The organism is Maritimibacter sp. 55A14, from assembly GCF_003122205.1.
GTDB lineage: Bacteria > Pseudomonadota > Alphaproteobacteria > Rhodobacterales > Rhodobacteraceae > QEYE01.
Genome location: NZ_QEYE01000004.1, coordinates 140,089 through 159,842, shown reverse-complemented (window position 1 = coordinate 159,842; position 19,754 = coordinate 140,089). Strand labels below are relative to the sequence as shown.

Below are 19,754 nucleotides of genomic sequence, written 5' to 3'. Positions count from 1 at the left end.
GTGCGTGTGCGATTTGAGCCGGTCTTTAGCAGCTTGCAGATAGGGCAGCAACGCTACTGATGCCGGCTCCAGCCCGAGGGGCGGTCGCGCCCGTCTTCGGGCGCGCTCTCGTCAACGACTTCGTAATCACCCTCGATCGTGTCCGCTCCCTGCGGCGGGCGGCCGGGGCCGGGTTGCGGACCGCGGGCCGAGGTCGAGGTGAAGACCACGCTCCGCGCCACCATCTGCCGTCCGACGATGCGGATGATCGTCGTGCGCAGCGGCGGGATCAGAAGTGCGATGCCCAAGGCGTCGGTGAAAAAGCCCGGCGTCAGCAGCAGCACCCCGGCGACCAGGATCAGCGCCCCGTGGACCAGCGGCACCGCCGGATCGCCGCCTTCGTTGAGCGCGCGTTGCAGCCGGTGCAGCGCCTGCACCCCCTGCGTGCGCATAAGCGCCGTGCCCAGCACCGCGGTCAGCACCACGATGCCCAGTGTCGGCCAGAGCCCGATCGCCCCCCCGACCTGAATGAAAAGCGCGATCTCGACAATCGGAACCGCGACAAAGAGAAAAAACAACCACATGACGCCCCCCTGGCGCAGAATGGGTTCCGGGCCATGCTAGACTTGGCCCCAAGCGTCCCCTACATATGGTGCGAGCGGCGCGATGCCAAACCCTTCACGCCTCAAAGAGGTTTCCAGCACATGAGTTCAGCGGTGATTCAACTCGTCGTCCTTGCCGGTATCGCGATCTTTCTGATCCTGCGGCTTCGCAGCGTGCTCGGCACCCGCGACGGGTTCGAGAAACCCCCGGCCGAAGCCCCGGCCCGCAGCGAACAGCGCCGCGATTTTCAGGTAATCGAGGGCGGACCGGATACCGATATCACCGACTACGTGTCCGAAAGCTCGGACGCCGCACGCGCCCTGGCGCAAATGAAGCAAGCGGATCCATCCTTCAATGTGGGCGAGTTCCTGCGCGGCGCGCGCGGCGCCTATGAAATGATCCTCATGGGCTACGAGAATGGCGAGCTGGATGAGATCGAGCCTTACCTGGCCGAGGACGTGCGCGACACCTTCGTCGATGCGCTCGCCGCGCGTGAGGACGAGGGGCTGAAGGTCGAGGCGACATTCGTCGGGCTGCGGGACATCAACATCACGAATGCCGGCTTCAACGCCGACACCGCCGAGGCCGAGATCACCGTTCGCTTCACGGGTGAGTTGACCTCGGTCGTGAAGGACAGCGAGGGCCGGGTGATCGAGGGCAACGCCAACGAAATCAAGCGCCAGCGCGACGTCTGGACCTTTGCGCGCCGGATGGGCGCGGATGATCCGAACTGGCTGCTTGTCGCGACCGGTGGATGACGCCGGCGCCGCTCGTCCGGGCGTTGCTGGCGGCGCTTCTCCTGCACGCCCCGCCGGCCATGGCCGGGCCTGACATCGAGATCATCGATTACGCCGATCTCGACGGCTGGGCCGACGACGATCACGCGGCGGCATTGTCGGTCTTCCGCAAGACCTGCATGGATATAGAAGATCCCGAATGGGCCCCTGTCTGCGCGCTGGCCCATCAGGCCCCCGGCGCGCGCAGTTTCTTCGAGATGTTCTTCCGCCCGGTGATCTTCGAGCCGGGGCAATCCGCGCTCTTCACTGGCTATTACGAGCCGGAACTGAACGGCGCGCTCCGCCCCGACGGGCGCTTCCGCTATCCGATCTACGCCAAGCCGCATGAACTGGTGCCGGGCCGCCCCTGGTATACCCGCGCCGAGATCGAGAGCGGCATCATCGCCGGACGCGGGCTGGAGATCGCCTGGCTCGACGATCCGGTGGACGTGTTCTTCCTGCATGTGCAGGGCTCCGGGCGCATCCGGCTGCCTGACGGGCGCGTGATGCGCGTGGGCTATGCTGCCAAGAACGGCCACGAATACCGCTCGGTCGGCAGGGAGCTCGTGCGCCGGGGCGTGTTCCGGCCGCATCAGGTCTCGGCACAGGTGATCCGCAACTGGGTGCGGCGCAATCCGCGCGACGGGCGCGACCTGCTGCATCACAACCCGTCCTTCGTGTTCTTCCGCAAGCTGCGGGGCGTAGACGAGAAGGACGGCCCGCCGGGGGCGATGAACCGACCGATCACGGCGATGCGCACGATCGCCGTCGATCCGGCCTTTACGCCGCTCGGCGCGCCGGTCTGGCTCGAAACGGACGGAAAGCCAAGGCTGCGCCGCCTGATGGTGGCGCAGGATACCGGATCGGCGATCAAGGGCGCGCAGCGCGCGGATATCTTCTTTGGCAGCGGCGAGGCGGCGGGCCGGGCCGCCGGCACGATGCGCGATCCCGGCCGGATGATCGTGCTGCTGCCCATCGAGATCGCCTATCGGCTGGCGCCGGGGGGTTGAGCCCATGGCGCGCCGAAAGGAACCCAGAAAGCTGAGCCCGGAGGAACGCGCGCTCTGGCGCAAGGTGGCGGAGACCGCAGCACCCCTGCGCCGCGATCCGCCGGCGCCATCGGAACCCGAGCCCGGCAGGGCAGCGCCCGAACCGGCCCGCGATCCACGCGGCACAACCGCGATCCCGTCTTTCCGAATGGGTGAGCGTGCGATCCGCGACCGTCCGCACCACGATCTCGCGCCGCCGATCTCCGAGACGCTGGAGGCCGCGCCGCTGACCATGGACCGCCGCGCCTATACCCGCATGAAGCGCGGCAAGCTGAAACCCGAAGCCCGGATCGACCTGCACGGCATGACGCTGGCCCAGGCCCATCCGGCGCTGACCGGCTTCATTCTGAGTGCCGCGGCGGACGGCAAGCGGCTGGTCCTGGTGATCACCGGCAAGGGCAGGCGCGGCCCCGACGAAGGACCGATCCCGGCGCGCCCCGGCGTGCTGCGCCACCAGGTGCCGCACTGGCTGGCCGCGCCGCCGCTGGCCGCGCTGGTCCTCCAGGTCGCGCAGGCCCATACCAGCCATGGCGGCGGCGGGGCGCTCTACGTCTATCTGCGGCGCCCGCGTTAACCCGCAGGCAAGGCGGTTGAGGCCCGGCGCACGCCCGCGCCCATCAGCATCATCGCGCAGAGAACATAAACCGCGATGCCGGCCATCTGCGTGTGGAATGGATAGCCGAGGTCGATGAGCCCGCCGGTCAGCCCCGGTCCCAGCGCGGTGCCGAAGACCATCACAGCGGTCGCCATCGCCTTGATCGCGCCGATATGCCGGGTGCCGTAGAATTCCGCCCAGAAGGCTTGCGGCAGGGTGGCGTTCGCGCCCACGGTCATCGCCATGAGCATGATCGCCACCGCCGCCGCGGCAATGCTCTGGGCCTGGCCCATGACCAGGAAACCGGCGGCGAAGGGCAACTGGTAGACCGGCATCAGCCGCGCCGTGCCCCAGCGGTCCAGCGCCCAGCCCGCGGTCAGCATCGAGGCCACGCTCACCGCCGAGAAGAGCGGGAAGAGCGCCACGAACTCCACCAGTTCCCAGCCCTTGGAATTGGCAAGGTGCACCTGCTGGAAGAAAAGCGCGGTGGAAAAGGCCGAGGGCGCCAGGATCGTCGGCACGGTGAACCAGAATAGCGGGTGGCGCAGCATCTCTGTCCGGGTCCAGTGGCGGCCGCCCATGCCCGCCGAATGACTGCCCTCGCCCAGCGATTGCGGCCGGCGTTCGACGCGCAGCAGCATCAGCAGCACCGGGATCGTGAGCAGCGCCAGCCCCGCCGCGGCCAGCCAGAGCGTCTGCCAGTGCACCGCCGCCATGAGCGCCACGAAGATCATCGGCAGAAACGCCTCGCCCGCGGTCACGCCCAGCGTCGCAATCGACAGCGCCCGGCCCCGCGTCGCCACGAACCAGCGCGCCATCGCCACCATCGCCACATGGCTGGACATGCCCTGCCCGGCGAAGCGCAGCGCGAAGATGACGAAGGGCAGCATCCAGGCGGCGCTGACATGGGCCATCGCAAGGCAGGCCGCCGCCAGCAGCACCATCACCACCGTGCCGATGGCGCGGGCGCGGAACCTGTCGGTCAGCCCGCCCGCCCAGACCATAAGCAACGCCGAGGCCGTGGTCCCCAGCGTGTAGATGCCGCCCCACTCCCCGTGGCTCAGCCCGAAGGCGGCGCGGATCTCGCCGGCATAGATCGAGATGAAGAAGGTTTGGCCGAAGGAGGAGGAGAAGGACAGCAGCGCCCCGGCGGCCAGCCATCTGGAATTTTCGGCGAGGAATGCGCGCATTGACATGAAACCGCCTTACGCGCGGACCCGCCCAAGCACAAGCGGCGCCCGCGTCCGCCCTTTACAGGCGCTGCGGCAGGCTCGATAAGACGGGTCGTGCGTTCCGGTTTCAAAGAGGCGATGCCGATGCGGCAGGGTACCCTCAGACCCATTCTGATCCTGCTCGTCGCGCTCACGCTCGCCGCCTGTGCGCAGCGCGGTCAGATCACCTTGTCGGAGTCGGCCCCCGAAGGCGCGACGGTGCATTCCATCTTCGTGGCGACATCACGGGTGCCGACCACGGGGCCGACGCGCTTCGGCTCCAAGCGGGCGGAGGCGCTGCGCCACGCGCTCTATGACATATCGGTGCCGCCCAACCATGAGAAGGGCCAGATCGAATGGCCGCGCGGCAACCGCGTCGATCCCGATTTTGCCTTCGTGACCACCTCCGAGATGGCGCTGACGGGACCGGACTTCACCCGAAGGCTGGACCGGCACCTGGACGGGCTCGCCCCCAGCAGCCGCGAGGTGGTGGTCTTCGTTCATGGCTTCAACAACACCTATGCCGAGGGGCTATACCGGCTGGCGCAGATCACCCATGATTTCGAGATCCCCGGCGCCGCGGTCAGCTATGCCTGGCCGTCGGCGGGCAATCCGTTGGGCTATGTCTATGACCGCGACAGCACGGTGACGGCCCGCGACGGGCTGGAGCAGCTTCTGCATCAGGTGGCCGAAACCCGCACCGACCGAATCCTGATCGTGGCCCATTCGATGGGCTCCTTCCTGACCATGGAGGCGCTGCGCCAGGCTGCGATCCGCGACCGCGCCAGCCCGCTCTGGCGCAAGATCAGCGGCGTGGTGTTGCTCTCGCCCGATATCGACGTGGATGTGTTCCGCAGCCAGGCGCGGGCCATCGGCGTGCTGCCGCAGCCCTTCTTCATCTTCACCTCCCGGCGCGACCGGGCGCTGATGCTCTCGGCCGGGTTGACCGGGCGGGTCACGCGCCTGGGCTCGCTGGACGATCTCGACGCGCTGGCCGATCTGAACGTGACGGTGGTTGACACGACGCAGGTCCGGGGCGGCGACGGGCTGGGCCATTTCACCACCGCCACCTCGCCTGCCGCGATCGCGGTGCTGGGCAACCTGCGCGCCTATCAGTTGGCGCTGAACGCCGATCAGGCCGGGGCGGCGAACGTGCTGCCCGGCTCGGTCCGGCTCTTCCGCAATGTCACGCAGGTGGTGCTGAACCCGCTGGGGCTGTGAACGGGTTCAGAGAACGTACCGGCTCACATCCACCGAGCGCGCCAGTTCGCCCAGGTGCTTTTCCACGAAGGCGTCGTCCACTGTCACGCTCTCGCCGGTCTTGTCGGGAGCGTTGAAGGACAGCTCCTCGAAGACCCGCTCCATGATCGTGTAGAGCCGGCGCGCCCCGATGTTTTCCACCGCCTGGTTGACCTCCGCCGCGATCCGCGCCAGCGCCGCGATGCCGCCTTCGGTGAAGCTGACGGTGACCCCCTCGGTGCCCAGAAGCGCGGTATACTGCCGGGTCAGCGCATTGTCGGTCTCGGTCAGGATGCGGACGAAATCGCCTTCGGTGAGCGCCCGAAGCTCCACCCGGATCGGCAGGCGGCCCTGCAATTCGGGCAGCAGGTCCGACGGCTTGGCGATGTGGAAGGCGCCCGAGGCGATGAAAAGAATGTGGTCGGTTTTCACCGGCCCGTATTTCGTGGCGACGGTGGTGCCCTCGACCAGTGGCAACAGGTCGCGCTGCACGCCCTCGCGGCTGACATCGGCGCCCTTGGCGTCGGTGCGCGCGCAGACCTTGTCGATCTCGTCGAGGAAGACGATCCCGTTCTCCTGCACCGCGGCCAGCGCGGCCTTGTTCACGGCCTCCTCGTCCAGAAGCTTGTCGGCTTCCTCGGCGACCAGAACCTCGTAGCTGTCGGAAACCTTCAGCTTGCGCCGCACGGTGCGCCCGCCGAACGCCTTGCCGAAGATGTCGCCCAGGTTCATCATCCCCGCGCTGCCACCGGGCTGACCGGGAATGTCGAGCATCTGCATCGGGTTGGAGGTGTCGGCCAGGTCGAGCTCGATCTCCTTGTCATCGAGCTCGCCCGCGCGCAGCTTCTTGCGGAACAGGTCGCGCGTGCCGCCGCGCGCATCGGGACCCGCGATGGCGTCAAGCACGCGATCCTCGGCGGCCTCGTGGGCGCGCGCCTTGACCTCTTCGCGCATGGTCTCGCGGGTCATGGCGATGGCGCTTTCCACCAGATCGCGGATGATCTGTTCCACGTCGCGCCCGACATAGCCCACCTCGGTGAATTTCGTGGCCTCCACCTTGATGAAGGGCGCGCGGGCCAGCCGTGCCAGCCGGCGCGAGATCTCGGTCTTGCCGACGCCGGTCGGCCCGATCATCAGGATGTTCTTGGGATAGACCTCCTCCTGCATTTCGGCGTCGAGCTGCTTGCGCCGCCAGCGGTTGCGCAGCGCCACGGCCACGGCGCGCTTGGCGTCCTTCTGACCGATGATGAAGCGGTCGAGCTCCGAGACGATCTCGCGCGGTGTCAGGTCGGTCATGCGTGAACTCCTGATTAACTTTCAGGTGACATACGTAACCGGAGGCCTGAGTCCAAGGGGTTGATTGCTGTAGCTACAATATGTATATACAGATTATGGCTCCGATGTGGTGGACTAAAGCTTCTTGCAGAAGTTTGGAGCCCGTCAGCAAGAAGCCGGAGGGAGTTCGATGTTTTGTCTCATTCGATCCGTGTTAAAAAACGAGAAACTCCCCAATGTTCAGCTACGACGACGACAAACGGGAACAAACGCTTCGCAAGCATGGAATTGACTTTCTCGACGCCGCAGAGGTTTTTGCGAGTGAGCACCTGCTCCTTCCTGCACGCAGCGAGATCGAGCAGCGCCAAATCGCAATCGGATACGTCGAGGGCATTGCTATAGCGGTTGTTTTCACCATCCGTGATGACAGTATCCGGATCATCACCGCGCGGAGGGCGAGAAAAAATGAGCGAGAAGCATATCACACGCACGTCGCTCAGCGAGATGCGGAGAACGAAAAGCCGAACTGACTGGGAGCGCCTTCGCCGCGAAGGCGATTACGGTGGGGCTCCGGAATTCGAGGTGGACTGGACCAAAGCCAAGTTGGTCGAACCGCTTCCGAAAAAGCTTATCTCATTGCGGATCGACAAGGATGTGCTGGAGTTTTTCCGCGCTCAAGGCAAGGGCTATCAGACACGCATCAACGCGGTTCTGCGCGCCTACAAAGAAGCGCAGGAAAGGTCCGACTAGGTCGAGCTAATCTTCTCCACCGTCAGGTTGCCGTTGGTATAGACGCAGATATCCGCGGCGATCTCCATCGCGCGGCGGGCGATCTCCTCGGCGTTACGGGCGCTGTCGAGCATCGCGCGAGCGGCGGCGAGCGCGTAATTCCCACCCGACCCGATCGCGGCCACGTCATGTTCGGGCTCCAGCACGTCGCCGGCGCCGGTGATCATGTAGATCTGCGCGCCGTCGCTGACGATCAGCATCGCCTCCAGCTTTTGCAGGAACTTGTCGGTGCGCCAGTCCTTGGCCAGCTCCACTGCGGCGCGCTGCAACTGTCCCGGCGTCGCCTCCAGCTTGGTTTCCAGCCGTTCCAGCAGGGTGAAGGCGTCGGCGGTGGAGCCGGCGAAGCCCGCCACCACGTCGTAGCCGCCGGGCGACAGGCGCCGCACCTTGCGTGCGCTGCCCTTGATGACGGTCTGGCCCAGGCTCACCTGCCCGTCGCCGGCGATCACCACCTCGCCGCCCTTGCGCACGCCCACGATCGTGGTGCCGTGCCAGCCGGGGAATGATGTGTCTTCGGTCATCGGGTTCTCCCTTTTCCGAGCGGGATATGGGGCCGCGCGTCCTGGACGCAACGCGCCGGTCATAGCCCAGCCGGGGGCAAATGGAAATGCGCCGCGGGCGCTTTCCGCGGGTGTCTGGAAATGCGGCGTGAACGGCGTTACGGTTGCGCCGGAGAATTGCGCGACTTTTCCGTCTCCGGGATTAGATCAGGGGACGGCGGACTTCCCAGAGCCAGGAGACGGAACATGGTGCATCCGGGTGCAGCAGGTGTGAAACGGGTATTGGCCACGGCGGCCGCGCTTGTTTTCTGTGTATCGGCCGCCGTCGCCCAGCAGGACCGTCCGCCGACACCGGTGACGGTCGTCACCCTGGAAACACAGGACGTGACGCTGACCAGCACGCTGCCCGGCCGGGTCGTGGCCTCCGGCGTGGCGGAGGTGCGGCCGCAGGTGGCAGGCATCATCACCGAACGGCTCTTTGACGAGGGCGCGGAGGTGGCGATGGGCGACGCGCTCTATCAGATCGACGCGGCAACCTACAGCGCGCGGGTCGCTGCCGCCGAGGCTGCCGTGGCGCAGGCCCGCGCCCGGCTGAGCGCGGCGCGAAAGGAGGCTGAGCGACTGCTTACGCTCAAGGACCGCCAGATCGTGGCCGAGCAGAATGTCGACAGCGCCGTGGCCGACCGCGATGCCGCGGCGGCCACGCTCCAGGTCGCGCAGGCCGAACTCAAATCCGCGCAGATCGACCTCGATCGCACCACCGTGCGCGCGCCGCTCTCCGGCGTCGTGGGGCGGTCTCTGACCACGCAGGGCGCGCTGGTGACCGCGGCGCAGGCGCAGCCGCTGACCGTGATCCGCAGCCTCGATCCGGCCTTTGTCGATGTCACCCAGTCGGCGGCCGAACTGATCCGCTGGCAGCGCGGCCTGACCGAGGCGGATCTGGGCGCGGCCGACCGCACGGTGACGCTGACCCTGGCCGACGGCACCGTCTACGAGCAGACCGGCCATCTCGCCGCGGCGGAGGCAAACGTGGACGAGCTGACCGGCGTCGTGGTGCTGCGCATGGAGTTTCCAAATCCCGACCGGCTGCTCCTGCCGGGCATGTATGTCCAGGTGGAGATGCCGCAGGGCGAGGCAAAGGGCGTGATCCTGGTCCCGCATGAGGCGGTGCGGCGCGACCGGCGCGGCCGCCCCACGGCGCTGGTCGTGAATGACGAGAACGTGGTCGAAAACCGCGACCTGACGGTGATCCGCGACCGCGGCAACGACTGGATCGTGAGCGGCGGTCTGGAAGACGGCGCGCGCGTCATCGTCGAGGGCGTGCAGAAGATCGGCGTGGGCGCCACCGTCGCGCCGGAAGAGCGCGCGGCGGCACCCGCCCCGGCGCAGAACTGACCCAGCTTCGGAGCCGCTGAACACATGGCACGCTTTTTCATCGACCGTCCGGTTTTCGCCTGGGTCATCTCGATCATCATCATGGGGATCGGCGGGCTGGCGATCCTGATCCTGCCGATCTCGCAATATCCGCAGATCGCCCCGCCCTCGGTGACGGTGACCGCGACCTATCCGGGGGCCTCGGCGCGCACTGTGGCCAACACAGTGACGCAGGTGATCGAACAGCAGATGACCGGGCTCGACGGGCTGCGCTACATCTCGTCCTCCTCGACCTCCTCGGGCCGGTCCGACATCACCCTGAATTTCGAGACCGGAACCGATCCCGACATCGCCCAGGTGCAGGTGCAGAACAAGCTGGGGCAGGCCTCGGCCCTGCTGCCGGAGATCGTGCAGCGCCAGGGCGTGACGGTGCGCAAATCCTCGGCCGGGTTTCTGATGGTGCTGGGGCTCATCTCCACCGACGATACGCTGGAGCAGGTGGATCTGGCCGATTACATGGTCAGCAACCTCGTGGACGAGTTCAGCCGGATCGAGGGCGTCGGTGAGGTACAGGTCTTCGGCGCCCAATACGCGATGCGCATCTGGCTCGACCCGGTGAAGCTGGCCGCCTATGAGCTGGTGCCGTCGGACGTGGTGCGGGCGGTTTCGCAGGAGAACGCGCAGATCTCGGCGGGCTCCTTCGGCGCGCTGCCCGCGCCCGAGGGCCAGCAGCTCAACGCCACGATCACCGCGCAATCGCTGCTGACCACGCCCGAGGATTTCGAGCAGATCGTGCTGCGCGCCGAAACCGATGGCGGGCTGGTGCTGGTCAAGGACGTGGCACGGGTGGAGATCGGCGCCGAAAGCTACGGCACCATCGCGCGCTTCAACCGTCAGCCCGCGGCGGGCATGGCGATCCGGCTGGCGCCGGGGGCCAATGCGCTCGACACGGCGGAGGCGGTGAAGGAGCGGATCGAGGCGGCTTCCGCCTTCTTTCCTGAAAATGTCGATTACATCATCCCCTACGACACCACGCCTTTCGTGAAAATTTCCATCGAGGAGGTGGTGAAGACGCTTTTCGAGGCGATCGGGCTGGTCTTTCTGGTGATGCTGCTCTTCCTGCAGAACCTGCGCGCCACGCTGATCCCTACGCTGGCCGTGCCGATCGTGCTGCTGGGCACGTTCGGCATCCTGGCCGCTTTCGGGTTTTCCATCAACACGCTGACCATGCTGGCAATGGTACTGGCCATCGGCCTGCTGGTGGACGACGCCATCGTCGTGGTCGAAAACGTCGAGCGCATCATGGAGGAGGAGGGTCTCGACCCGCGCGAGGCGACGCGCAAATCCATGGGCCAGATCACCGGCGCGCTGGTCGGCATCGCGATGGTGCTGTCGGCGGTTTTCGTGCCGATGGCCTTTTTCGGCGGCTCGACGGGCGTAATCTATCAGCAATTCTCGATCACCATCGTCTCGGCCATGGCGCTGTCGGTGCTGGTCGCGCTGACGCTGACGCCGGCGCTCTGCGCCACGATCCTGAAACCGCCCAGCGAGAACGGCGTAAAGCATCGCGGCCCGTTCGGCTGGTTCAACAACGGCTTCGAGCGGCTGCTCAAGGGCTATGCCGGATCGGTCGGCTGGATCATCCGCCGGCCGGTACGCATCGCAGTCATATACGTGATGATCGGCGTGGCGATGGGATGGCTCTTCGTCAAGACCCCGACCGGCTTCCTGCCGGAGGAGGATCAGGGAATCCTCTTCACGCTCATCACCACGCCCACGGGCGCCACGGCGGAACGCACGCTGGAGGCGGTAAAGCAGGTGGAGAATCATTTCCTCGCCGCCGAATCCGACACGGTGAAATCCATGTTCGGCGTAGTGGGTTTCAGCTTTTCCGGACGCGGCCAGAACAACGGCATCGCTTTCGTGCAGATGCGCGACTGGGACGAACGCACCGAACCGGGCGAGAGCGTGCAGGCCGTCGCCGGGCGCGGTTTCGGGGCGCTTGGCCAGATCAGGGACGCGATGGTCTTTCCCATCGTGCCGCCCTCGGTCATCGAGCTGGGCAATGTCAGCGGCTTCGATTTCTATCTCCAGGCCCGGTCCGGCCAGACGCATGAAGAGCTTCTGGCGGCGCGCAACCAGTTGATGGGGCTGGCCGGGCAAAGCCCGCTCATCGGGTCGATCCGGCCCAGCGGGCAGGAGGACGCGGCGCAGTTCAACCTGGATATCGACTGGCGCGCGGCGGGTGCGATGGGCGTCTCGGCGGCGGATGTCGGCAACCTTCTGACCACCGCCTGGGCGGGCCGCTACGTCAACGATTTCATCGACCAGGGCCGCATCAAGCGGGTCTATGTCCAGGGTGAAGCCGATGCTCGCGCGGTGCCGTCGGACATCGAACGCTGGCGCGTGCGCAATGCCAGCAGCGGGCTGGTGCCGTTTTCCAACTTTGCGGAGGGGAACTGGAAATTCGGGCCCCAAGGGCTCTACCGCTACAACGGCGTGCCGGCGATGCAGTTGCAGGGCGGTCCGGCGCCCGGCGCCACCACCGGCGAAGCGATGGCCGAGATGGAGCGGCTGATGCAGCAACTTCCGCCCGGATTCAACCTCAGTTGGACCGGCCTGTCGCTGGAGGAACGCGAATCCGGCAACCAGGCGCCGCTTCTCTACACGCTGTCGCTGGCGGCGGTGTTCCTGAGCCTCGCGGCCTTATACGAGAGCTGGGCGATTCCCTTCGCCGTGATGCTGGCCATGCCGATCGGCGTGCTGGGCGCGCTGCTGGGCGCCTGGGCCGGCGGGTTCGAGAACGGGGTCTTCTTCCAGGTCGGGCTGCTGACGGTGATCGGGCTGACCGGCAAGAACGCCATCCTGATCGTGGAGTTCGCCCGCGACCGGCAGGAGGGGGGCGAGCCGCTCTTCACCGCGGTCAGGGAGGCCGCGCGGCAGCGGTTCCGCCCCATCATCATGACCTCCATGGCATTCTCGCTGGGCGTTCTTCCGCTGGTGTTGAGCAGTGGCGCGGGTTCCGGCGGGCGCAACGCGATCGGCTCGGGCGTGCTGGGCGGTACGCTGTCAGCGACGGCTCTGGGCGTGCTCTTCGTGCCGCTCTTCTTCGTGCTGATCCGGCGGCTCGCGGGCAGCCGAGACTAGAATGGCCTTCTGACGGCGCGATGCGGAGTGGGCGCTCTTGTTGGCGCTTTTCTCTTGTCCCCGCGCGGGATCTGGGCCGCAGGATGCCGGGGCCGCGCCTCGTCAGACGCCCCCGCGCACACGCGTAATCAGGTCCAGCACCGACGGGCCGATCTCCTCGACGATGCGCGCCACGCCCTCGGCGTTGGGGTGGATGCCGTCGGGCTGCATGTAGCGGCCCCGCGCGGCCTCCATGCCGTCCTCGCCCGTAAGTCCGTCGAAGAAGGACGGAACCAGCAGCGTGTCGAATTCCGCCGCCAATTCGGGATAGATCGCGTCGAACTCCGCCTTGTAGTCCGGCCCGTAATTGTTCGACGCGCGCAGCCCGATCAGAAGCACATCCACATCCGCCGCCTCGGCCGCCTCCAGGATGCCGCGCAGGTTCTCGCGGCTGACCGCCGGATCTATGCCGCGCAGGAAATCATTGCCACCCAGTGCGACGATCATCGCATCGACCTCGGGCGCCAGCGTCCAGTCCACGCGTGAGAGCCCACCTGCGGTGGTGTCGCCCGAGACGCCCGCGTTCACCAGCGCCGCATCCGCCTCCCGCGCGTCGAGCCAGCGCTGCAACTGCGGCACGAAGCCGTCGGGCTGCGGCAGGCCGTAGCCCTGCGTCAGGCTGTCGCCCAGTGCCGCGATGGTGACCGTCTCCGCCCGCGCCGCCCCGGCGCAGAGCATCAGCACCAGCAAGAGATTGCCAATCGCGCGCAGCGCCCCATATCCTGTGGACCGGAACAACCCGAAAGCGTGGCCCATGACCGAAACCGTTCTGTCCCTCGACGAGGTGTCGCTGTCGCTGATGGGCAACGCGGGCCGGGTCGATATCCTGCATGACCTCACGCTCGATGTCGCGCCGGGGCAGACACTGGGGCTGGTCGGGCCAAGCGGGTCGGGCAAGTCGTCGCTCCTCATGCTCATGGGCGGGCTGGAACGCGCCACCTCCGGCACGGTCACGGCGCTGGGCCATGACCTGGGCCGGATGGACGAGGACGCGCTGGCCCGCTTCCGCCGGGATAACATGGGGGTTGTGTTTCAGTCCTTCCACCTGATTCCGACCATGACGGCGCTGGAAAACGTGGCCACGCCGCTGGAGCTTGCCGGACATCGCGACGCCTTCGACCGCGCCGGGGCCGAGCTGGAGGCGATGGGCCTGGCCAGCCGCGCGGGACATTACCCCGCACAGATGTCGGGAGGCGAGCAGCAGCGCGTGGCGCTGGCGCGCGCCTCGGTGACGCGGCCGCGTATCCTGTTGGCCGACGAGCCCACGGGCAACCTGGACGAGACCACCGGCGCGGGCATCATCGACATGCTCTTCGGGCTGCGCGACCGGCATGGCGCCACGCTGATCCTGGTGACCCATGCGCCCGAGCTCGCCCGGCGCTGCGACCGGGTCGTGGGGCTGCGCGATGGCCGCATCGAAGGTCAGGAGAGGCAAGCCGCCGAATGACGCCGCCGCTGCCCTTCCGCCTGGCCATGCGCGACCTGCGCGGCCAGATCCCGCGTTTCCGGGTCTTCCTGGCCTGCCTGGCGCTGGGCGTCGCCGCGCTGGCCGCGGTGGGCACCGTGCGCAGTTCCATACAGGCCGGGCTGGAACGCGAGGGCGCCGCGCTTCTGGGTGGCGACGCGGAGGCGGAGTTCACATATCGCTTCGCCCGCGGACCGGAGCGCGACTGGCTGGAGGCGATCTCCGAGCGAGTGTCGGAAACCATCGACTTCCGCTCGATGGTGGTGGTGGAGCGCGACCGGACCGAGCGCGGCCTGACCCAGGTCAAGGCGGTGGACGCGGCCTATCCGCTGATCGGGGATGTGCGGCTCGACCCGCCGATGCCGCTGGCGCAGGCGTTGGAAGGCTCCGGCGGCCTGCCCGGCGGGGCCATGGCGCGGGTGCTGGCGGACCGGCTGGCGCTGTCGCCGGGCGACGAGTTCCGGCTGGGTCAGCGGGCATTTCGGCTGACCGCGATCCTCGACGCCTATCCCGACGAAGTCGGCGGCGGCTTCGGGCTGGGGCCGCGAACGCTGGTGCGGACCGAGGACCTCGAAGGCTCCGGACTGATCGCCGAGGGCACGCTCTTCTCCACGCAATACCGGCTGGACCTGCCAGACGGCGCCGATCTGGACGCGCTGAAAGCCGAGGCGCGGGCGCGGTTCACCGAAAGCGGCCTGCGCTGGCGCGATGCACGGCAGGGCGCGCCGGGCGTGTCGCAATTCATCGAGCGGCTGGGCGCGTTCCTGGTGCTGATCGGGCTCTCGGGCCTTGCCGTGGGTGGGGTCGGCGTGTCGGCGGCGGTGCGCGCGTATCTGGTGGGCAAGACCGGCACCATCGCCACGCTCAAGACGCTGGGCGCGTCGCGGTCCACGATCTTCCAGACCTATTTCATCCAGATCGGGGTGCTGAGCGGGCTGGGCATCCTGCTGGGTCTGGCACTGGGCGCCGGGCTGCCGGTGCTGGCCGCGCCGCTGATCGAGGCCCGCCTGCCCGTTCCGGCGGAGTTCGGCCTGCATCTGCGCCCGCTGGCGGAGGCGGCAATTTATGGCAGCCTCGCGGCGCTGATCTTCACGCTCTGGCCGCTGGCACGGGTCGAGGATATCCGCGCCGCGACGCTCTTCCGCGACGCCTTCGCCGCCGGGCGCGCCCTGCCCGCGCCGCGCTACCTTCTGGCCACGGTGGTCCTTCTGGCGCTGCTTCTTGGCGCGGCCGTGTGGTTTTCGGACAACCTGCGCCTGACGCTCTGGACGGCGGGCGGGATTGCCGGGACGCTGGCACTGCTGGTTCTGGCGGCGCTCGGCGCGCGGCACCTGGCGCGGCGGTCGGGCCGGGCGGCGCGCGGACGTCCGGCGCTGAGACTGGCACTCGGCGCCATCTCGGCCCGCGGGGGCGAGACGGTCAGCGTCGTGCTGTCGCTGGGGCTGGGATTGGCGGTACTTTCGGCCGTGGGCCAGATTGACGGCAACCTGCGCAACGCGATCCGCTCCGAATTGCCGGAGGTGGCGCCGTCCTATTTCTTCGTCGACATCCAGCCCGGCCAGATCGACGGCTTCCGCGCCCGGCTGTCCGGGAACCCGCAGGTCCGCAAGGTGCAGAGCGCGCCTATGCTGCGCGGCATCGTCACCCGCATCAACGGCCGGAACGCGCAGGAGGTGGCGGGCGGGCACTGGGTCATCCGGGGCGACCGTGGCATTACCTATGCCGCGACGCCGCCGGAGGACACGACGATCACGCGCGGCGCCTGGTGGCCCGCGGATTACAGCGGCCCGCCGCTGGTCAGCTTCGCCGAGGAGGAGGCGCTGGAGATCGGGCTGGAGATCGGTGACACGATCACCGTCAACATCCTGGGCCGCGACATCACCGCCGAGATCGCCAGCTTCCGCGAGGTGAGCTTCGAGACCGCCGGCATCGGCTTCATCATGGTGATGAGCCCCAACGCCCTGCAAGGCGCGCCGCATAGCTGGATTTCGACGGTCTACGCGGAGCCGCAGGCCGAGGCCGCGGTGTTGCGCGAACTGGCGGACGCCTATCCCAACATCACCGCGATCCGGGTGCGCGACGCCATCGACCGGGTGGCGGAACTTCTGGGCGGCATCGCGGCGGCGGCGCGCTACGGGGCGGGTGTCACGCTGCTGACCGGTTTTCTGGTCCTTATCGGCGCCGCTGCGGCGGGCGAGCCAGCGCGTGTTTTCGAGGCGGCCGTGCTCAAGACGCTGGGCGCCACGCGCCGGCGGATCCTGTCGAGCTTCGCGCTGCGCGCCGCCCTTCTGGGCGCGGCCGCCGGGGCGGTAGCGCTGGGCGCGGGGCTTCTGGGCGGCTGGGCCGTCAGCACCTTCGTGATGGAGACCGATTTCGCGGTGATCTGGCCATCGGCATTGGGCATCGTGCTGGGCGGGATTCTGGCCAGCACCATCGCCGGGCTGCTCTTCGCGCTGCGGCCGCTGGCGGCTCGCCCGGCGCGCGTCCTGCGGGGCCGCGAGTAGGGCTGTGAACGAGAAAGGGCCGCCCGAAGGCGGCCCTTGTAATCATCACGGCGCGGCGTCAGTCGAGCGAGCGCTCGACCTCCTCGCGCACGAAGATCTCGATCACGTCGCCCGGACGGATGTCCTCGTAATTCTCGAAGGCCATGCCGCATTCCTGGCCGACATTCACTTCCTTCACCTCGTCCTTGAAGCGCTTGAGCGTCTTCAGCGTACCCTCGTGGATCACCACGTTGTCGCGCAGCAGGCGCACGCCGGCGGACCGGCGCGCCGCGCCTTCGGTAACCTGACAGCCTGCGACCTTGCCGACGCCGGTCACCTTGAAGACCTCCTTGATCTCCGCATAGCCGATGAAATGCTCGCGCACCTCGGCCGAGAGCAGGCCCGAGGCGGCCGCCTTCACGTCGTCCACGAGATCGTAGATGACCGAGTAATAGCGGATTTCCACGCCCTTCTGGTTGGCCGATTGCCGCGCCGGCGCATTGGCCCGCACGTTGAAGCCGATCACCGGCGCGCCGGAGGCTTCGGCCAGCCCGATATCCGTTTCGGTGATGGCGCCGACACCGTAATGCAGCACGCGCACGCGCACCTCTTCGTTGCCGATCTTCTCCATCGCCTGGACGATCGCCTCGGCCGAGCCCTGCACATCGGCCTTCACCACGATGGGCAGTTCGGACACGTCGGCGTCTTCCTTGGCCTTGGCCATGAGCTGTTCCAGCGTGGTCGCGGCGCCCGCGGCGGCGCGCTTGTCCTTGGCGGCCTCCTGCCGGTACTCGGAAATCTCGCGCGCCTGCGCTTCGGTCTCCACCACGTTGAGCACGTCGCCCGCTTCGGGTGTGCCGTTGAGGCCCAGAACCTCCACCGGCACCGATGGCCCTGCTTCGGGCACCCGGTCGCCGTGGTCGTTCACCAGCGCGCGCACCTTGCCCCACTGCTCGCCCACGACGAAGATATCGCCCTGGTGCAGCGTGCCGTTCTGGATCAGGACGGTGGCGACCGGGCCGCGGCCCACGTCGAGTTGCGCTTCGATGACGGCGCCGATCGCGGCGCGGTCAGGGTTGGCGCGCAGCTCCAGCAGTTCGGCCTGGAGCGCGATGTTTTCCAGCAACTCGTCAAGCCCGGTGCCGTTGATCGCGGAGACCTCCACATCCAGCACGTCGCCCGACATCTTCTCGACGATGACCTCGTGCTGCAACAGTTCGGCCCGCACCTTGTCCGGATCGGCGCCGGGACGGTCGATCTTGTTGATCGCGACGATCATCGGCACGCCCGCGGCGCGGGCATGCTTGATGGCCTCGATGGTCTGCGGCATCACCGAATCGTCGGCGGCCACCACGAGGATCACGATATCCGTCACCTGCGCCCCGCGGGAGCGCATCGAGGTGAAGGCAGCATGGCCCGGCGTGTCGAGGAAGGTCAGCACCGCGCCGCTTTCCGTCGTGACCTGATAGGCCCCGATATGCTGCGTGATGCCGCCGGCCTCGCCGCTGACCACATTGGTCTTGCGGATCGCGTCCAGAAGCGAGGTCTTGCCGTGGTCCACATGGCCCATGATCGTAATGACCGGCGGGCGCGTCTTAAGTTCCTTGGGATCGTCCTCGACCTGCTGGATCACGTCCTCCACATCTGCATCCGACACGCGCTGGATGCGGTGGCCGAATTCCTCGACGATCAGTTCCGCCGTGTCGGCGTCGATCGACTGGTTCTGGGTCGCCATGATGCCGTTCTGCATCAGCGCCTTGACCACGTCGGCCACGCGCTCGGCCATGCGGTTGGCCAGTTCCGAGACGACGATCGTCTCGGGCACCTGCACGTCACGCGTGACCTTCTCGCGCTGCTGCGGGCCGCCCATCGCCTTCTGGCGGGCGCGTTCCTGCTTGCGCTTCATTGCCGCCATCGAGCGACGGCGTCCGCCATCCTCCGACAGCGCCTGGTTCAGCGTCAGCTTGCCGGAGCGGCGGCGGTCGTCGCCCTTGCCGGGCTTTTCCCGGCGCTCGGGCTCGGGTTTGGCCTTCTTCGGCGGCGCGCCGCGCGTCGGGGCCTTGTCGGCCACCGGCGCGTTTTCCGGGCTCGGCGGGGCCGGTTCCGGCGCGGCTTCGGCGGCTTTCTTCTCGGCGCGCTTGTCCTCTTCCTCCTCGGCCTTCTTCCGGGCGCGCTCCTCACGCTCGCGCTCCTCGCGCTCCTTCTCCTCGATCTCGGCGCGCTTGCGGTTGCGCTCCTCCTCGCGGGCGAGATCCTCGGCGGCGCGGCGCTGGGCCTCGTCCGCCTCGCTGGCCTTGGCGGCCTGCACGGCCTTCAGGCGGCGCTCCATCTCGGCATCGGAAATGCCTGCGGGACGCGGCGCGCTCTTCGACGGGGTGCCGGACGGGGCCGCGCTGCCGGCGGAATTACCGGGCGTGCCGGGTTTGGGAACCACGACGCGCTTGCGCTTGGTCTCCACAACGACGGACTTCGTCCGGCCGTGGCTGAAGCTTTGCTTCACATGGCCGGAACGCGGGCCTCCGCGCACACCCAGCGGTTTCTTTTCGTTGTCGCTCATGCGTCTCCAACACCATTTTCGCCCGGCCGCGTATCGGCCGGACGGCTCATACCAGAGCTTGTCTTTCCGCGGACACCCGACAGCCGCGTGGCTTCCTCTACAACACGTGTCGTGAGTCCACCAGTCATCAGGGCCGCATGTATCACATGTTCACGTCCGAATGCCAAACCGATTTCTGAGCCGGTCAGGCAAGTGACATGGGCGTGATCGCCCGGCGGCGGCCGCAGCTTGCTCTTGCCTTGTTCGGAGCCGTCGGAGGCCTGCAACAGAAGCGCCGCCTGCCCGTCTGTGAGCGCCGCCTTTACCTTCTCGTAACCGGCCACCGCATCGCCGGCCTTGCGCGCCATGGCGACCAGTTCGATCATCCGGCGCGCGAGCAGCGTCTCGACCTGAACGGGCAGGTCGGGCGGTACCGCAACCTTGCGTCGCGCGGCCCGCGCGAAGAGCCCCTTGCGGGCGGCGGTCTCCAGCGCGGCGCGGTCGGCCGACACCCAGATGCCGCGGCCCGGAAGCCGGCCCAGGATGTCCGGCACGACCATGTCCTCGGGACCGACCACGAAACGGATCAACTGCGAGGCCGGTTCCGTCCGCCCCGTCGCGATGCAGCGCCGTTCGGGCTCATCGCGTGTTTTATTCGTGCCGCCGCGGCTCATGGCCAGCGCGTTCCGGGCCC

General features: G+C 67.7%; 17 protein-coding genes. 10 read left to right on the top strand and 7 right to left on the bottom strand.

Translation table 11 applies throughout. The features are described 5' to 3' along the window. Positions 1-53 precede the first annotated feature (53 nt). Positions 54-563 carry an FxsA family protein gene (locus tag DDZ14_RS05055; protein ID WP_109423853.1) on the bottom strand — a complete coding sequence of 170 codons (510 nt, stop codon included), beginning with the start codon at positions 561-563 and terminating at the stop codon, positions 54-56. 120 nt (positions 564-683) lie between these two features. On the opposite strand from DDZ14_RS05055, the gene DDZ14_RS05050 reads away from it, so the two are divergent. From DDZ14_RS05050 to DDZ14_RS05040, 3 genes are read left to right on the top strand one after another with little or no spacing between them, the layout of a single operon-like run. Next, positions 684-1,340, top strand: coding sequence for a Tim44/TimA family putative adaptor protein (locus tag DDZ14_RS05050; RefSeq protein ID WP_109423852.1), 657 nt, complete (start codon positions 684-686; stop codon positions 1,338-1,340). Then, positions 1,337-2,368 (top strand): murein transglycosylase A, encoded by a 1,032-nt coding sequence (locus DDZ14_RS05045; RefSeq protein WP_109423851.1) that lies wholly within the window; start codon positions 1,337-1,339, stop codon positions 2,366-2,368. The genes DDZ14_RS05050 and DDZ14_RS05045 overlap by 4 nt, the downstream gene beginning before the upstream one ends. A gap of 4 nt (positions 2,369-2,372) precedes the next feature. After that, positions 2,373-2,981 carry a Smr/MutS family protein gene (locus DDZ14_RS05040; RefSeq protein ID WP_109423850.1) on the top strand — a complete coding sequence of 203 codons (609 nt, stop codon included), beginning with the start codon at positions 2,373-2,375 and terminating at the stop codon, positions 2,979-2,981. Here the strand turns inward: DDZ14_RS05040 and DDZ14_RS05035 are convergent. Next, on the bottom strand, positions 2,978-4,198 hold the full coding sequence (locus DDZ14_RS05035; protein WP_109423849.1) for an MFS transporter: 1,221 nt from the start codon (positions 4,196-4,198) through the stop codon (positions 2,978-2,980). The two genes, DDZ14_RS05040 and DDZ14_RS05035, sit on opposite strands and share 4 nt — an antisense overlap. Before the next feature lie 120 nt (positions 4,199-4,318). Here DDZ14_RS05035 and DDZ14_RS05030 point away from each other — a divergent pair, with 120 nt between their 5' ends. After that, entirely contained in the window at positions 4,319-5,434 is a 1,116-nt protein-coding gene (locus DDZ14_RS05030; protein ID WP_158275463.1) for an alpha/beta hydrolase, read from the top strand. 6 nt (positions 5,435-5,440) lie between these two features. Here DDZ14_RS05030 and hslU read toward each other — a convergent pair whose 3' ends face one another. Continuing rightward, the gene (hslU, locus tag DDZ14_RS05025) at positions 5,441-6,748 is read right to left on the bottom strand and encodes an ATP-dependent protease ATPase subunit HslU (protein WP_109423847.1); all 1,308 of its coding nucleotides are present in this window, start codon (positions 6,746-6,748) and stop codon (positions 5,441-5,443) included. 215 nt (positions 6,749-6,963) lie between these two features. On the opposite strand from hslU, the gene DDZ14_RS05020 reads away from it, so the two are divergent. Both DDZ14_RS05020 and DDZ14_RS19960 read left to right on the top strand, forming a co-directional pair. Further along, positions 6,964-7,257 (top strand): BrnT family toxin, encoded by a 294-nt coding sequence (locus DDZ14_RS05020; protein ID WP_109423846.1) that lies wholly within the window; start codon positions 6,964-6,966, stop codon positions 7,255-7,257. Further along, positions 7,151-7,477 (top strand): BrnA antitoxin family protein, encoded by a 327-nt coding sequence (locus DDZ14_RS19960; protein ID WP_369914526.1) that lies wholly within the window; start codon positions 7,151-7,153, stop codon positions 7,475-7,477. The genes DDZ14_RS05020 and DDZ14_RS19960 overlap by 107 nt, the downstream gene beginning before the upstream one ends. On the opposite strand, the gene hslV is transcribed toward DDZ14_RS19960, so the two are convergent. After that, positions 7,474-8,037, bottom strand: coding sequence for an ATP-dependent protease subunit HslV (gene hslV / locus DDZ14_RS05010; protein WP_109423844.1), 564 nt, complete (start codon positions 8,035-8,037; stop codon positions 7,474-7,476). The two genes, DDZ14_RS19960 and hslV, sit on opposite strands and share 4 nt — an antisense overlap. Before the next feature lie 225 nt (positions 8,038-8,262). On the opposite strand from hslV, the gene DDZ14_RS05005 reads away from it, so the two are divergent. Together DDZ14_RS05005 and DDZ14_RS05000 are read left to right on the top strand one after the other, a co-directional pair. Then, positions 8,263-9,411 (top strand): efflux RND transporter periplasmic adaptor subunit, encoded by a 1,149-nt coding sequence (locus tag DDZ14_RS05005; RefSeq protein ID WP_109423843.1) that lies wholly within the window; start codon positions 8,263-8,265, stop codon positions 9,409-9,411. A 24-nt stretch (positions 9,412-9,435) separates the two neighbouring features. After that, a complete protein-coding gene (locus tag DDZ14_RS05000; protein ID WP_109423842.1) occupies positions 9,436-12,537 on the top strand; it encodes an efflux RND transporter permease subunit in 3,102 nt (1,033 codons plus the stop codon). A 102-nt stretch (positions 12,538-12,639) separates the two neighbouring features. Here DDZ14_RS05000 and DDZ14_RS04995 read toward each other — a convergent pair whose 3' ends face one another. Then, entirely contained in the window at positions 12,640-13,332 is a 693-nt protein-coding gene (locus DDZ14_RS04995) for an arylesterase (protein WP_109423841.1), read from the bottom strand. On the opposite strand from DDZ14_RS04995, the gene DDZ14_RS04990 reads away from it, so the two are divergent. Further along, positions 13,331-14,023 (top strand): ABC transporter ATP-binding protein, encoded by a 693-nt coding sequence (locus DDZ14_RS04990; RefSeq protein WP_109423840.1) that lies wholly within the window; start codon positions 13,331-13,333, stop codon positions 14,021-14,023. The two genes, DDZ14_RS04995 and DDZ14_RS04990, sit on opposite strands and share 2 nt — an antisense overlap. Then, the gene (locus DDZ14_RS04985; protein WP_109423839.1) at positions 14,020-16,545 is read left to right on the top strand and encodes an ABC transporter permease; all 2,526 of its coding nucleotides are present in this window, start codon (positions 14,020-14,022) and stop codon (positions 16,543-16,545) included. Before DDZ14_RS04990 ends, DDZ14_RS04985 begins: the two co-directional genes overlap by 4 nt. Before the next feature lie 58 nt (positions 16,546-16,603). On the opposite strand, the gene infB is transcribed toward DDZ14_RS04985, so the two are convergent. Next, a complete protein-coding gene (infB, locus tag DDZ14_RS04980; protein ID WP_109423838.1) occupies positions 16,604-19,081 on the bottom strand; it encodes a translation initiation factor IF-2 in 2,478 nt (825 codons plus the stop codon). Then, positions 19,078-19,734 carry an RNA-binding protein gene (locus DDZ14_RS04975; RefSeq protein ID WP_109423837.1) on the bottom strand — a complete coding sequence of 219 codons (657 nt, stop codon included), beginning with the start codon at positions 19,732-19,734 and terminating at the stop codon, positions 19,078-19,080. Before DDZ14_RS04975 ends, infB begins: the two co-directional genes overlap by 4 nt. Positions 19,735-19,754 lie beyond the last annotated feature (20 nt).

Excerpts from the sequence above, each read along its gene's own strand:
- DDZ14_RS04985 (WP_109423839.1), top strand. The coding sequence starts at position 14,020 with ATGACGCCGCCGCTGCCCTTCCGCCTGGCCATGCGCGACCTGCGCGGC.
- DDZ14_RS05045 (WP_109423851.1), top strand. The coding sequence starts at position 1,337 with ATGACGCCGGCGCCGCTCGTCCGGGCGTTGCTGGCGGCGCTTCTCCTG.
- DDZ14_RS05035 (WP_109423849.1), bottom strand. The coding sequence starts at position 4,198 with ATGTCAATGCGCGCATTCCTCGCCGAAAATTCCAGATGGCTGGCCGCC.
- hslU (WP_109423847.1), bottom strand. The coding sequence starts at position 6,748 with ATGACCGACCTGACACCGCGCGAGATCGTCTCGGAGCTCGACCGCTTC.
- DDZ14_RS04975 (WP_109423837.1), bottom strand. The coding sequence starts at position 19,734 with ATGAGCCGCGGCGGCACGAATAAAACACGCGATGAGCCCGAACGGCGC.
- hslV (WP_109423844.1), bottom strand. The coding sequence starts at position 8,037 with ATGACCGAAGACACATCATTCCCCGGCTGGCACGGCACCACGATCGTG.
- DDZ14_RS05050 (WP_109423852.1), top strand. The coding sequence starts at position 684 with ATGAGTTCAGCGGTGATTCAACTCGTCGTCCTTGCCGGTATCGCGATC.
- infB (WP_109423838.1), bottom strand. The coding sequence starts at position 19,081 with ATGAGCGACAACGAAAAGAAACCGCTGGGTGTGCGCGGAGGCCCGCGT.
- DDZ14_RS05020 (WP_109423846.1), top strand. The coding sequence starts at position 6,964 with ATGTTCAGCTACGACGACGACAAACGGGAACAAACGCTTCGCAAGCAT.
- DDZ14_RS05005 (WP_109423843.1), top strand. The coding sequence starts at position 8,263 with ATGGTGCATCCGGGTGCAGCAGGTGTGAAACGGGTATTGGCCACGGCG.
- DDZ14_RS05040 (WP_109423850.1), top strand. The coding sequence starts at position 2,373 with ATGGCGCGCCGAAAGGAACCCAGAAAGCTGAGCCCGGAGGAACGCGCG.
- DDZ14_RS04995 (WP_109423841.1), bottom strand. The coding sequence starts at position 13,332 with ATGGGCCACGCTTTCGGGTTGTTCCGGTCCACAGGATATGGGGCGCTG.
- DDZ14_RS04990 (WP_109423840.1), top strand. The coding sequence starts at position 13,331 with ATGACCGAAACCGTTCTGTCCCTCGACGAGGTGTCGCTGTCGCTGATG.
- DDZ14_RS19960 (WP_369914526.1), top strand. The coding sequence starts at position 7,151 with ATGACAGTATCCGGATCATCACCGCGCGGAGGGCGAGAAAAAATGAGC.
- DDZ14_RS05055 (WP_109423853.1), bottom strand. The coding sequence starts at position 563 with ATGTGGTTGTTTTTTCTCTTTGTCGCGGTTCCGATTGTCGAGATCGCG.
- DDZ14_RS05000 (WP_109423842.1), top strand. The coding sequence starts at position 9,436 with ATGGCACGCTTTTTCATCGACCGTCCGGTTTTCGCCTGGGTCATCTCG.
- DDZ14_RS05030 (WP_158275463.1), top strand. The coding sequence starts at position 4,319 with ATGCGGCAGGGTACCCTCAGACCCATTCTGATCCTGCTCGTCGCGCTC.